The organism is Haloarcula sp. CGMCC 1.6347 (assembly GCF_037078395.1).
Lineage (GTDB): Archaea > Halobacteriota > Halobacteria > Halobacteriales > Haloarculaceae > Haloarcula > Haloarcula amylolytica.
In genome coordinates this window covers 1418194-1430850 of the sequence record NZ_JAYMGX010000002.1, presented here as the reverse complement: position 1 = coordinate 1430850, position 12657 = coordinate 1418194, and the positions used below count along the sequence as shown (strand labels likewise).

Genomic DNA, 12657 nt, shown 5'->3' with positions numbered 1-12657 from the left:
AGAGAACCGTGTCCGGAATATCACCAACCGTTATAGAAGTCCACGGCACCGACCAGTCCATCGTCACGGCAGTCGTTCGCGCTGTCGCGACCGCGGAGAGACGGCCGGTCGAGACGCTCCCCCCACTGGCCGATAGTATCAATCCGGATGCACTGACGACGTGCATCGCTGATTCGAACACCGACGGCCATGTGGCGTTCGACTACAGCGGCTACCGCGTGGTCGTCGACACCGATGGAACGGTTACTGTGGACGGCTAAAGCGGTTACGGCGGCTCGAGCGAGACGAACTCCAGCCCTTTCTCGGCGAGCAACTGACGCGCTCGGTCAGTCACCGACGGAGCGACGAGGATGCCTCGGACCTCGGTGTCGGCGTGCAGGTCGCGCTCCAGGGCATCGACGTACCGACCCAGTTGGCCGACGGCGTCGGGACCCACGCGCCGGCGCTTGAGTTCGAGTATCGTCGTCCGGCCGTCGGCGTCCTCGCCGTAGATGTCGACTGCACCAGCGGGGGTCTCGCGTTCGGTCGCAAGCGGCGTAAAGCCCGACTCCACCAGCGCCGGCTCGTCGAGGATGCGGTCTTTCAGATCGGCCTCCGTTCCGGTGAGCGCGAGGTCCTTGGAGTCTGTCACGTCGAAGGCGGCGGCGTGGGCGACCGTTTCAAAGGCCACTTCGAGCGACTCCTCGGGGGTCGACCGCGTGGAGCGGACGACCAGCGAGCCGTCGTCGACGCTGATGCTGTGCTCACAGCCCGGCGGCTGCCAGTTCACCGGCTGTTGGCCCTCGTCGGTGTGGACCAGCGCGGCCCCGTCGGGCTTGAGCATCACATGGCGGTCGCCGAGCCCCAGCGAACTGGCCGCTCGGCCCTCGTACTCGACCGTACAGGTGCCGACGAGCGTCACCAGCGCGCCGCGGTCGGCGTTGCGCGACGCGAGGTCCAGCGCGTCGGTGGGGTCGGGGTAGGTCAGCGTCTCGACGGCGGTCACGGGTGGCGGTTAGCGGTCCCCGCGTAAAAAGGACGCGTCGTCAGGGCAGTGGACGGACGAAACGCGGTTTCGGAGCGACGCGAGCAGGGCGCGACGAACAGTTTCCGGGTCGCAGCCGTCGCTATCGAGGGCGCGACAGGCCTCGTCCTTGCGGTCGACCCACCACCTCCGAAACGCATCAGCGTCGGTAGTGCGGGCCAGAACGATATCGTCGAGGTCCGACAGCGTCGGATCGAGCCAGCAAACGGTGTAGATCCGGACCGACCCGTCAAGCACGACCAACCGGTCGTGGGTGGCATCGATGGCAGCGAGGACAGCCGACGCCGTCCAGTCGTTTCCGAGCGGTCGGGACTGGGCGATGGGGTCGGCGTCGACGCCCCAGTGTGCGATGCGGCAGTCGTAGCGGCCGTCGGGACGGGCGACAGCGACGAGCGTTCGACGACCCATCAGGGACCACCGAGCGTGTAAGCGGGCATGGGGTTCCGTGGCTCCGTGGTCCTATTTGAACGCTGGCCTACAGGATGCCTATCGAGTGCCCGCCAGCCCCACTGAAATCGTCGACCATTGGTAACCCGGCACAACCCTCAAGTAGTACGTTCACGTATCATTACATATGATGGTGAGCGAGTGGCTCTACGGCGCAATCGCGCTTCTCGTGGGGCTCCACGTCCTGACCATGCTGTACGCGTACCGGCACCGGGGTGACCCAGCCGGTGCGACCGGGCAGGGCGATACTGAAGGGCGCCGTGGCAGCGCCACCGACGACAGCACTGAATCCATCGACTGCCCCCACTGCGGGGCGAGGAACGAGCAGGACTACCAGTTCTGCCGGCAGTGCGTCGCCGACCTGACGAGCGGGAGCCCGCAGCGCCAGCCGACGGACCGAAGCCAGCCGTACTGACCGTTTACAAGGCCGGGGTCGAATCAACCGGATTGAGCGCTGCTGTCGGCCAAAGTATTTATTTCCCCCAAATATATATTTGAATATACTGACGAACGGGGGTAGACTGTGGAAACCGTTATCGACGTACGTTCCTCGGGTCGACCGGAGATATTCGAGCGAGCGAACACCGACGGGCTGTTCGGACGCACGCGCCGCCTTCAGCAGCCGCTGGGGCAGTATCTACGGGGGACAGAGACGCCACGATATCTCGCGTACAACGACCGGTCCGGCGTCGTCGCTGCCCGGGGGAACAACGAGTCGCTCACGCCGGCCGGCGACTACCGCGCGTATCTGCTTGCAACGAACATCCGGGTCGTGTTCGTCGTCGGCGACGACAACGGTGACCGGGCCATCTCGCTGCCCCACGAAGACATCGTGGCCGTACACTGTACGTCGGGGCTCCGCACGTCGACACTCGAAATCGTCACCGTCGACGAAGACCGCTGGGCGTTCGAATGTAAGGGCGATCTAACGCCAGTACGGACGTTCATCGACGAAGCCACACAGGTCTGGACCCGTACGCTAACCGAACTCGACCGGGCAGAATCCCAGGTCGAGGCTGCAACGGCGGCACTGGAGGCGGCGAACCCCGACGCAGCAGCCACGCACATCACGGCCGCACAGGAGGCACTCGATAGCGGACGGGAACGGGTCGAATCGCTGGGAGAGGGAGCGACAGCGACCATCGATACACGCCTCCAGTCAACGCAAGCACAGATCGACACCAGCCAGCGCCGACGGCACGTCAGGGCGGCCGAGGAGCACCGCGACGCGGCCCGGTACGCGTGGGAGGACCTGGCGTACGAGCGGGCCGCGGATGCGTACGCACAGGCCAGCATCGAGTACGACCGAGCGCTGGCGGTAACGGCACCGGAGCCGTCGGTAGAAGCCATCACGGACGCACGGGACGCAGTCGAGGCGGAATACGCCGAGCTCCTCTCGGCCCCAGTCGACGCGGCACAGGCGGCTGCGGGCGCGGCCAGAGCCGCGACGGACCCGGCAGCGCGGGCCACACATTGGGAAGCCGCCCTCGACCGATACCGGACGGCGTACGAACTGGACTGGGGTCGTGACCGCCGCTTCGACGGCGACCGGGCGTCGCTCCGGCAAGCGCTCGCGGACATCGCCGTTGCACTGGTGGATGCACACCGTGAAGCGGGGCGACAGGAGCTACGCGAGGCCAGCGACGAGTCGAAGCGAGAGGCACCCGGAATCGCGTGCGAAGACGCAGCGGCACACTTCGAGCGCGCACGCGAGGTGGCCGCCGAACTCGTGCCCGACAGACGCGAGCCGTCAGCGGACGAACTGGCCGCCGTATCCGAACAGGGTGTCAGTGCCGAGTCAGCGTCCAAAGGTCGGTAATTGTTTATCAGCGGAGAGTCGGGTATCGGTATGCGCTTTGGCATTATTTCGACGGCGAAAATCGCACGCAAGGACGTGATTCCGGGCATCCAGAAGTCGGACCACACGGTCGCGGCAATCAGCTCCAGAACCCGAGACCGTGCCGGCGAGGTCGCCGAGGGCCTCGGTATCGACAGTGCCTTCGGCGACTACGAGACGATGTTCGCCGAGGCGGACATCGACGCGGTGTACAACCCGCTTCCGAACGCGCTCCACGCCGAGTGGAGCCAGCGGGCCGCCGACCACGGGCTCGACGTGCTCTGTGAGAAGCCACTGACCGTCGACACTGCCGGGGCAGTGGACCTCTTCGACTACTGTGCCGAGCAGGGCGTCACGCTGATGGAGGCGTTCATGTATCAGTTCCACCCGCGGACCCGGCGGGCAAGGGAAATCGTCGAAACCGAACTTGGCGAGGTACACACCGTCGACGCGTCGTTCAAGTTCTCGCTTGACGACTCCAGTAACATCCGGCTGGACCCGGAACTGGCCGGCGGGAGCCTGATGGACGTGGGCTGTTACGCCGTCAGCGCGGCCCGGGGCTTCCTCGGCGAGCCGGACCGGGCGTTTGCCCATGCCCGGGATTCCCGGGACAGCGGCGTGGACACGAACTTCAGCGGCGTCCTCTCGTACGACGACGGGCGCGTCGCCTCGGTTTCCTGCGGGTTCGACGGGCCGAGACGGGAGTACTACCGGGTCGAGACCGACGACGGCTGGCTCGAAGCGCCGAACTGCTTCGGCCCGGAACACGACGAGTCAGTCTCGCTGACGTACAGCGTCGACGGCCGCGAGGTCACAGAGACGTTCGACCCGGTTGACCACTATCAGTTGCAGGTCGAGGCGTTCGCGGACGCCGTCGAGAACGACGAGACGCCGCCCATCGACCGGGCCGAGACGCTGGGGAACATGCGCGCCATGGACGCGCTGGCCCGGAGCGCTGACACCGGCCAGCCGGTCGACATCGCCAGTCCCGAGTGAAACGTAAATCGGGCGTGTACCACGACACGACGAGCGCGAAACGGTTTTGACTGCGGCGGATGAGGCACGTACTGTGACACCCCCAACAGTGACGCTTCCGAGTGGCGACGAACTACCGATGGTCGGCGTCGGGACGTGGGACATCGACGGCGATACGCTTCAGGAGTCCGTTCGAGCGGGGCTCGATGCGGGCTACGCCCACGTCGACACCGCCGAGGGCTACAAGAACGAAGCGGAGATCGGCGAGGCCCTGGCCGACTACGACCGCGAGGACGTGTTCCTCACGTCGAAGGTGCTGCCCAAGCACCTCGACTACGAGTCCGTCATCGAAGCCTGCGAGGCGTCGCTCGACCGCCTCGGAACCGACTACCTCGACCTGTATCTCGTCCACTGGCCGAACCCCGCTGTCTCTATCCGCGAGACGATGAACGCGATGGCGACGCTCCACGGCCAGGGGAAGATCCGCAACGTCGGCGTCTCGAACTTCAGCGCGTACCAGCTCGGTGCCGCCCAGCACGTCGCCGACGTGCCCATCGCCGTCAATCAGATCGAGTACCATCCCTGGAACACCCAGAACCAGGTCGTCGAGTTCTGCCGCGACACCGACACCGTCGTCGAGGCGGCCGCGCCGCTGGGTCGGACCGAGGTGTTCGCCGACGACGTCATTCAGGACCTAGCCGAGAAATACGACAAGTCGCCGGCCCAGGTCATCCTGAAGTGGGCGGTCGAGAACGACGTGGTGGTGCTACCGAAGTCCTCCTCGCCCGAGCACGTCCGACAGAACCTCGCGTTGTCCGACTGGGAACTCGACGCCGCCGACCGCGAGCGAATCGATGCCATCGAACGCGAGCAGGCGGTCTACGACACCGGCGTCAACGACTGGGACGACGACACCTACGGCATCTCGCAGTAGTCTCCGATGGTCACACCGCCCGCACTGGACCGCTGGGACGCCACGGCCGCGGCGAGCATTGCCGCTTTGCTTGTCGTGGCGTACGTCCTGGTTCCGAACCCGACAGTCCAGTACGGGGCGTGGCTGGTCGTCTTCTGCATCTGGATGGCCTGGTTCGTCTCTTTCGGTGCCAGATGGTTATACGGGCCCTAGAGGAGTTCGTTGAAGCTTTTACTCGATTCCGTGTCAGCGGAGATTTATTTACTCCCGCTCTCTATACGCACTTGATGCCCCGTATCGAAGTCTCGGAAAACCTGTACCGGCAGATCGAGAGCGAAGCCAACAACGACGACTTCAACGACACGCTGTGGAAGATGGTGGGCTCCTATCGGCGGACGAACAACCCGGAAGCGGACCAGACGTAAACGCACGTATCGCAGTCGTCGACGTCCCGTAGCGAGACAGTTCTGAACGGCCAGTCGTCTCCGATAGCCGCTGTATCCGCGGTCGATTTGACGACGGTGTCCCCGTCACCGCGAGCGGCAATCACTGCCGTCGGTATGCATGTTTTTACGATTTGAGCCGTTGCGTACTGGTAATGAGGCCACGGATCGCCCTGCTGAACGCGGCCCACGACGGCGACGACAACCGCCGAAACTTCCGGCGGGAACTCGACGCCGACCTCGTGGAATACGACGTGACCGAGCGCGAACTGCCCGACACCTTCGCGTTCGACGGCTGTCTGGTCACGGGCAGCCGCGCGTCCGTCTACTGGGACGAGCCCTGGATACGGGACCTCGAATCCTGGGTCGCGGACGCGGTCGACCGCGACATCGCGTTCCTGGGCGTCTGTTTCGGCCACCAGCTGCTGGCGCACGCGCTCGGCGGGACCGTCGAGGCGATGGACGAGTACGAGATCGGCTACCGAACCGTCGAACACGACGGCGAGAACGAACTGCTCACCGGCGTCGACGAGTCGTTTACCGTCTTCACGACGCATTCGGACCGTGTCGCCGAGGTGCCCCCAGGTGCGACCACGTTCGCCGAGAACGACTACGGCGTCCACGGGTTCCGGAAAGAGAACGTCTTCTCGGTGCAGTTCCACCCCGAGTACGACCCCGAGACGGCCGAGACGGTGACGAAAGGCAAGGACGAACAACTCTCCGACGAGCGCATCAAGGCGGTGCTTGACGGCATCACCGAGGAGAATCACCGCGCGGCCTGCGAGGCCAAGCGACTGTTCGACAACTTCACCGAGTTCGCCGTGCGTCACACGGGCGACGCGACCCGTGCCACCGCTGCCGACGACTGATTCTGTCGGTGCGGTGGGTCTACGGACATCAGGTGAACCGCCCGGTCTCGGCGTCACATTCCGCACAGCGTGTCACCAGCGCGTCCCGGTCGTCCGTCATCTCGACGTAGTTGTGCGTGCGACCGCCACACTCCTCGCAGTGCCGGAGCATATCGGTGTCGCCCATCTCCTGTGGCGCGCCGAGCGCGAGCGCGACGACGCGCTCGTCGCCCTCGTTGTACCCGCGTTGCCACTCGCCGGGAGCGAAGCGGATGGCGTCGCCGGCCTCGACGCGCACGTCGCCGTCCTCCGTCTCGAACGTCGCTGTGCCCGACTGAACGAGAAACACCTCCTCCTGACCCGGGTGACGGTGGTAGCCGAAGCCGAAGGACTCGCCCGGGGCCAGTTCGTAGTAGTTCAGCGCGATGTCGTCGGTGCCGAGCGGCCCGGCGAGCGCCCGCTTGACCGACGCCGGCCCCATTCGCGATTCGACGGCGTCGAGACTGACTTTCTCCATAGTTGCCATGTACAGCGGACAGTCCTTAACCGTTAGTCAGGGCGAGTCACAGCGGTGCCACTGGGGGCACGCCACGGCAGAAGCAGCAAAACGGAGCGTCGGTCACTCGCGTCGGTCGATGTCGAGTTCTTCGTCGAGGTCTTCGAGCCAGTCGGCGTCTTCCAGTTCCGCCATCTGTTCACGGAAATGTGTCTTGCAGACACCAACCTTGACGCCGTCGTTCTCGACGGCGATATCGGCTTCACGGTCGCAGTAGTGACACTGCATACCTGAATAGTAGTCCCGGACGACATTGAACCCTCGGGTTCCGTCTGCCGGTTGTCAGACGCTGAGCGCTGTTTCGACCCGACCCCAGGCGGCGGCGTCCAGGCCGGTGTCACCCAGCGTCTCGCCGTGAGCGTCGCTGCCGCCCGTCGGCACGAGGTCGTATCGCTCGATAGCGTCGTCGACGAGGCTGTCGTCGACCGTACGGCCGTAGGGGTACCACCGTTCGACGGCGTCGAGCGACGCACACTTTGACAGCGCAGCCGCCGTATCGGGGTATCTGAACGGGTGGGCGAGGCCGACCAGTCCACACGCCTCCGAGAGGACCGCACAACCGCGCTCGAAGGACGGGACCTCCCGGGCGACGTAACAGGGACAGTCGTCGCCAATTAGCTCGTCGAATGCGGACTGGAAGGTGTGGTCCGACACCTCGGCGACTGCGCGGGCGATGTGGGGGCGACCCAGGCCGTCACGCGGTTCGACGGGCAGCGAGACGCCCAGACGGTCCTCGACACAGTCGATGATGCGCGCACCGCGCTCGCGGCGGTTCCGCTGGACGTGCTCACACTCGGCCCGGAGTTCGTCGGTCGGGTCGACACCGTAGCCCAGCAGGTCCAGTCGCTGGGTCTCGGTTTCGACACGGAGTTCGATACCGTGGAGAAGCGTCACGCCATCCCGCTCGGAGACAGGACCGTCGAGTGCAGGCTGAAGTCGGTCGTGATCCGTGACGGCGACAACCTCGACGCCCGCTCGTCTCGCGGCGGCCGGGACTTCGTCGAGGGAGAGCGTCCCGTCGGAGCGGGTCGTGTGTACGTGCAAGTCAGCGACGACCATACTACTCCCACAATCCCCAGCAGGAAGCCGCTTCTGGTCGAGTCATGTGTCGTGGGCACACGAAACGTGAGTTCCTTATACGCATTAAGGGACATTATGATTATCTATAGTGAAGGTTTATTATCGACCATGAACTTTCTCGGCATATGCGAATGCTAAGCAACGCGACGGACGCCTTCCAATCGTACGACTACCCGGTTTCCGCCGAAGAGATCATCGAGGGCGACGGCGACATGGAGCTCGAACTGCCAAACGGCACCGAACGGCTGGGCGACGCGCTGAGCCGGTCGGCCCCGGAAACCTTCGAGAGCGCGGAAGACGCCGAGTTCGCGGCGTTCTCGGGCGTGTCGAGCAAGGCCATCGGCCGAAAGGGCTACTCCGACCGCGACCCGGTCTGCATGGGCGAAGACGGGCCGGACGAAGTCTCCTTCTAACGGCCCTGCCGGTTACTTTCGGCTGACCGCGTCCCGCACGCGGCCCCCAGCTCTGGACGGGTTTCCCGTCTCCTTCGTTTTCACATGGGCGAGCAGCAGCGCTATCGCTGCCGGCGAGTACACACACTGGAGCCAGCTACCTGTCGAGAAAGTCCGGTCTGTCGACGGCGTCAGTGCTGTCGATCGACTGCCTGTCAAGCAGTTCCGAGGAGTCGAGCGCCGACGGCAGGCCGTCGCGGCCGCTGGTCGGCACGTCGTCTTCGTCGATGTACGTCTTCTCGCCGTTGATCAGGTCGGCCCAGAGGGCGTCCCGGTCGGCGCTGGTCGTCTCCGCCGCTTCCTTCGCTTCGTTGCGGCCTTCGTCGTACGCGAGTTCGACCATGCTCTTGTGGTACGCCGAGTTCATCTCGGCGTAGATGGCTTCGAGTTCCTCCCGGTTGTACTCCCCGAGGCGCTCGGCGACGCCGATGGCGTAGGCCCGGTCGGTGGCCTCGTCTTTGCCGAGAGTTTCCCAGTCGGTGCCGAACTCACGCTCGTAGCGGCTCATGTCTCCACTTTCCGATCGGAGTGGACCTGCAGTCCGGCGTCAGAGAAGGATATCTCCCGGATGTCACAGTCGATGGCGGTGCCTCGCATCTTGATGACCTGGACGCCGCGGGTCATGCTCCCGTTTTCGAGGAAGTTGTGGAAGAAGACGACGCCGTGGGCGAGGTAGTGTTCGTCGCTGTAGGAGGACGGGTCGGTCATCTCAGAGATGAGTAGCGTCGTCGCGTCCGTCTGTTTCAGCGCGGAGAGAAAGCCCGTGATCTCGTCTTCGACGTCGTTCATGAAATGCTGCAACAGCATCGTCGAGTCGATGACGACCCGCTGGATGTCGTTCTGTCTGATATAAGCGACGAGGCGGTTCGTCAGGCCGCCCTCGCTGCCGAACTGCGTGATAGTTCGCTTTCCGCTCTCGGTGACGAGGTTGAGGAACTGGATGGCGTCAGACTGCATGGCCCGGTCGAACCCGAACTCGTAGCCGGCCATGTCCTGCATCAACTCCGTCTTGGTCTCGTGCATCGTCACGTACAGGCACGTCTCGCCCTCTTTGACGCCCTGTGTAATGAACTGTGAGCAGAAAGTAGTCTTCCCGCTGCCCGGCGGGCCGCTGACCACATAAAGACGATTCGGGAGTAGCCCCCCCTCAATGAGTTCGTCGAAGCCGGGGACCCCACTAGAGAGACGCATATCAGCTACCTGAGTCCGTCTGGACATATGCTTTCACATTCTATTTTCACCGGTGATAACTCATTCGGCTGCCTCAGCGTTCGAGGGCGCTGGGGTGGCTCTCAGCCAGTTCGAGCAGTCGCTCCGTGCCACCCTCGTCGAACCGCATCGGCCGTCGCCACCACGGCCCCTTCCCCGAGTCGGACGACAGGTCGGTGACCAGTTCGTTCGCGTCGGTGCCGCCGCTCGGTGCCGACAGCGGGACGACCGTGTCGTACAGTCGTGACTCGTCGGCGTTGCCGCGAATGAGAACGCGAGCGTCGAAGGGGTCGCGTTTCACATGGGCGTTCGAGGCGAACTGTGCCTGTTCCTCGGACGGGAGGTCCCGGTACTCGTCGCCGGTCACCGCGTCACGAGCGAGTTGGAAGTGGCCGATGACGTGGGCCCCCCACTTCGGCGACGCCCAGGCCGAACGCTCGTCGGCCATCGACAGCGTCGCGTAGAAGAACAGGTAGTCACCGGCCGACAGCTCCGAGAGCGGTCCGGCCTTCACGCCGTGTTCGTCGCCGTACGTGTAGCGCTCGCCGCCGGCCTCGGGAAACTCCGGGTCGAAGTGGACCGGCTGGTCGGCCACCGCAGAAACGTCGGTCCGCAGGTCAAGGTCGCCGTAGGTCGGCACTGGCTCGCTGGTCGGTTTCGATTCGGGAATGGGAATATACTCGAAGGTGCCGTCGGAGAACAGTGGCCCGCGAAAGCCGGGCTCGTTCGTGTTCGCTCCGACGTTGATGGCGACGCTTCGCATACCAGGGGTTCGGTCGGTGCGGCAAAAGGACTGCCGGCGTGGCCGCACCGGCTACTGGCGGTCCGGCGGCGAGAGGTCCCGCTGGAACTCGTCGAACTGCTCCAGATTATCGGGCAGGGTAACGGACAGTTGCCGTTCGGCACGGCGGTCGACGTTCGCCCCCTCGATTGGCTCCGCGACGGACTCCCAGCCGTCCTTGACAGTCAGGGACTTCGCCGGCGTGCCGGCGGCGATGTGGTGGGCAGGGATGTCCTTGCCGGCGATGGACTTCGCCGCGAGGATGGCGTTTTCCCCGACTTTGACGCCCGCCCGGACCATCGAGTCGTAGGTCAGGCGCACGTCGTCTTCGATGATGGTGTGGTAGTTGTCGACGTGGGTCTGGTCGACGGCGTCGTGGTCGTGGCTGTAGACGTGGGTGTCGTCGGAGATAGAGACGCGGTCGCCGATAGTGAGTTTCCCGCGGTCGTCCAGGTGGACGTCGTCGTGGACGACGACGTTGTCGCCGACTTCGATGTTGTGGCCGTAGGTGAACGTGATGCCCTTGAAGAAGCGACAGCCCTCGCCACAGGAGTCAAAGAGGTGGTTGGCGAGCATCCGCCGGAACCGGAGCGCGAACTCGACGTTGTCCGCCATCGGTGTCGCGTCGAACTGCCGCCAGAGCCACTGGAGGTGTTTCGAGCGTTTGAACCGCTCCTCGTCTTTCTCGGCGTAGTACTCGCTTTCGAGGGTCGTGTTACAGGGGTCATACCCCTGAAGCCGGACCCGTTCGGCCGGGGAGATATCCGCGCCGTCCTGCCAGCGCTCGTAGGCGTCTCGGTCGCCGTGGAGGTCGACCAACACGTCAGTGACAACATCGCAGGTGTCCTCGTCACCGGAGAGGCGTTCGTCGACCTCATCGATAAACGCCCTGAGCCCCTCTTCAGCGAGCGGTGGCAGCGACACGTGACGCTTCGTCATGTCGAGTACGTGGCTTCGCGGGCAGATAGGGGTTTCCGTTACCTGAAACCTACCCAGTAACACCTGTGTCACGACACCGTGAACCACACAGCTCGGCGAGCAAGCCACAGTTAAGACGCCGCCGTTCCAGACGACGACATGGTCAGGTCGGACTTCATCATGGAGATACGGCGCTACATCGTCAATCCCGCCGAGCGCCGGCTGCGAGCGCCGTGGCGGGTCACACTGTGGGTGTTTCTCGCTGGGTTCGGCCTCGTCCTGCTCTCAGGAGTGGTCGCAGTGGTGTCGTCCGTGGTGGGCGTGACGCCAGCGGTCGCAGTCGCGCGCCAGATTGCGCTCTTTGCGGCCGGAACCGTCGTGGCTGTCGTACTCGGCTATCTGCTGGACCGACGGACGCTCTCTGACTACGGGTTGGGGTTCGACCGACAGTGGTGGCGTGACGCCGCGTTCGGCCTCGCGCTCGGGGCGGGGCTTCCCACGCTCGTCCTACTCGTCGAACTGGGTGCCGGGTTCGTGGAAGTCAGCGTCATCTTCGCTACCGTCGACAGCGGGCCGCTCCCACTGACCGCGTTCGGACCGCCGGTCGCTGTCCTCCTCTTGGGAGCGTTCTTCATCGTCCAGGCGACTGCCGAGGAAGTGCTCGTCCGTGGCTACCTGTTGACGAATGCGGCCGAGGGGCTCGCTGGCTGGGTCGGGAAGCACCGCGCGGTCATCGCCGCGACGGCGCTGACGGGCGCGCTGTTCGGCGTCCTCCACTGGACGAACCCCAGCGCGTCGCTGCTCAGCGTGACCAACATCACCCTCTACGGCCTCCTGCTCGGTGCGTGTTACGTCCTGACCGGGCGACTCGGGGTCGCCAGCGGCTTCCACGTCGCCTGGAACTACACGCTGGCACTGCTTGGTTTTCCCGTGAGCGGCCTCCGGATGGGTGTCGCCCTGCTCTCGACTGATGCGACCGGCCCGACGCTGGTGACCGGCGGCAACTTTGGCCCCGAAGGCGGACTCATCGCGCTCCCGCTGCTTGGCGTCGGCGGAGCCGCGCTGTACTGGTGGGTCCGCCGCGAGTACGGCACGGTCGAACTGCTCGATGGCATCGCCACCCCCGAACTCCGGATTCGGACGCGGTCCGACACCGCAAACCAAGACGGCTAAG

Annotated in this window: 19 protein-coding genes; 10 read left to right on the top strand and 9 right to left on the bottom strand. The window is 64.9% G+C overall.

Annotated features, from left to right (window positions below; translation table 11 throughout):
- The first annotated feature begins 8 nt into the window (after positions 1–8).
- Entirely contained in the window at positions 9–260 is a 252-nt protein-coding gene (locus VI340_RS15875) for a HalOD1 output domain-containing protein (RefSeq protein WP_336329608.1), read from the top strand.
- A gap of 5 nt (positions 261–265) precedes the next feature.
- Here VI340_RS15875 and nucS read toward each other — a convergent pair whose 3' ends face one another.
- The gene (gene nucS, locus VI340_RS15870; protein ID WP_008306909.1) at positions 266–985 is read right to left on the bottom strand and encodes an endonuclease NucS; all 720 of its coding nucleotides are present in this window, start codon (positions 983–985) and stop codon (positions 266–268) included.
- A 9-nt stretch (positions 986–994) separates the two neighbouring features.
- Positions 995–1432 carry a DUF6735 family protein gene (locus tag VI340_RS15865; protein ID WP_336358711.1) on the bottom strand — a complete coding sequence of 146 codons (438 nt, stop codon included), beginning with the start codon at positions 1430–1432 and terminating at the stop codon, positions 995–997.
- Between the two features lie 166 nt (positions 1433–1598).
- Here VI340_RS15865 and VI340_RS15860 point away from each other — a divergent pair, with 166 nt between their 5' ends.
- The 7 genes from VI340_RS15860 (at position 1599) to VI340_RS15830 (ending at position 6508) form a co-directional block, all read left to right on the top strand.
- A complete protein-coding gene (locus VI340_RS15860; RefSeq protein WP_004590026.1) occupies positions 1599–1886 on the top strand; it encodes a zinc ribbon domain-containing protein in 288 nt (95 codons plus the stop codon).
- A 108-nt stretch (positions 1887–1994) separates the two neighbouring features.
- Positions 1995–3290 (top strand): hypothetical protein, encoded by a 1296-nt coding sequence (locus VI340_RS15855; RefSeq protein ID WP_336358710.1) that lies wholly within the window; start codon positions 1995–1997, stop codon positions 3288–3290.
- Positions 3291–3320: 30 nt separating this feature from the next.
- Positions 3321–4304: a Gfo/Idh/MocA family protein gene (locus tag VI340_RS15850; protein WP_008306912.1), complete on the top strand. Its 984-nt coding sequence runs from the start codon at positions 3321–3323 to the stop codon at positions 4302–4304.
- Positions 4305–4422: 118 nt separating this feature from the next.
- Complete coding sequence (locus VI340_RS15845; RefSeq protein WP_336358736.1) at positions 4423–5217, top strand: aldo/keto reductase; 795 nt, start codon at positions 4423–4425, stop codon at positions 5215–5217.
- Between the two features lie 6 nt (positions 5218–5223).
- On the top strand, positions 5224–5409 hold the full coding sequence (locus VI340_RS15840) for a hypothetical protein (protein ID WP_008306914.1): 186 nt from the start codon (positions 5224–5226) through the stop codon (positions 5407–5409).
- 74 nt (positions 5410–5483) lie between these two features.
- Positions 5484–5621, top strand: coding sequence for a hypothetical protein (locus VI340_RS15835; RefSeq protein WP_004516449.1), 138 nt, complete (start codon positions 5484–5486; stop codon positions 5619–5621).
- A gap of 173 nt (positions 5622–5794) precedes the next feature.
- Positions 5795–6508 (top strand): type 1 glutamine amidotransferase, encoded by a 714-nt coding sequence (locus tag VI340_RS15830; RefSeq protein ID WP_008306915.1) that lies wholly within the window; start codon positions 5795–5797, stop codon positions 6506–6508.
- 28 nt (positions 6509–6536) lie between these two features.
- Here VI340_RS15830 and VI340_RS15825 read toward each other — a convergent pair whose 3' ends face one another.
- From VI340_RS15825 to VI340_RS15815, 3 genes are all read right to left on the bottom strand, one after another.
- On the bottom strand, positions 6537–7004 hold the full coding sequence (locus VI340_RS15825) for a cupin domain-containing protein (RefSeq protein ID WP_008306916.1): 468 nt from the start codon (positions 7002–7004) through the stop codon (positions 6537–6539).
- Positions 7005–7106: 102 nt separating this feature from the next.
- Entirely contained in the window at positions 7107–7271 is a 165-nt protein-coding gene (locus tag VI340_RS15820; protein ID WP_004516452.1) for a DUF6757 family protein, read from the bottom strand.
- Between the two features lie 54 nt (positions 7272–7325).
- The gene (locus tag VI340_RS15815) at positions 7326–8102 is read right to left on the bottom strand and encodes a PHP domain-containing protein (protein ID WP_336358709.1); all 777 of its coding nucleotides are present in this window, start codon (positions 8100–8102) and stop codon (positions 7326–7328) included.
- Between the two features lie 146 nt (positions 8103–8248).
- Here VI340_RS15815 and VI340_RS15810 point away from each other — a divergent pair, with 146 nt between their 5' ends.
- The gene (locus VI340_RS15810; protein WP_008306918.1) at positions 8249–8536 is read left to right on the top strand and encodes a DUF5789 family protein; all 288 of its coding nucleotides are present in this window, start codon (positions 8249–8251) and stop codon (positions 8534–8536) included.
- 136 nt (positions 8537–8672) lie between these two features.
- On the opposite strand, the gene VI340_RS15805 is transcribed toward VI340_RS15810, so the two are convergent.
- From VI340_RS15805 to VI340_RS15790, 4 genes are all read right to left on the bottom strand, one after another.
- Positions 8673–9083: a hypothetical protein gene (locus VI340_RS15805; RefSeq protein WP_008306919.1), complete on the bottom strand. Its 411-nt coding sequence runs from the start codon at positions 9081–9083 to the stop codon at positions 8673–8675.
- A complete protein-coding gene (locus VI340_RS15800) occupies positions 9080–9766 on the bottom strand; it encodes an RAD55 family ATPase (RefSeq protein ID WP_008306920.1) in 687 nt (228 codons plus the stop codon). The genes VI340_RS15805 and VI340_RS15800 overlap by 4 nt, the downstream gene beginning before the upstream one ends.
- Positions 9767–9839: 73 nt before the next feature.
- Positions 9840–10547, bottom strand: a complete 708-nt coding sequence (locus VI340_RS15795; RefSeq protein ID WP_336329604.1) for a hypothetical protein — start codon at positions 10545–10547, stop codon at positions 9840–9842.
- A gap of 51 nt (positions 10548–10598) precedes the next feature.
- Positions 10599–11504 (bottom strand): acyltransferase, encoded by a 906-nt coding sequence (locus tag VI340_RS15790; protein WP_336329603.1) that lies wholly within the window; start codon positions 11502–11504, stop codon positions 10599–10601.
- Positions 11505–11642: 138 nt separating this feature from the next.
- On the opposite strand from VI340_RS15790, the gene VI340_RS15785 reads away from it, so the two are divergent.
- Complete coding sequence (locus VI340_RS15785) at positions 11643–12656, top strand: CPBP family intramembrane glutamic endopeptidase (protein ID WP_336358708.1); 1014 nt, start codon at positions 11643–11645, stop codon at positions 12654–12656.
- Position 12657: the final 1 nt, after the last annotated feature.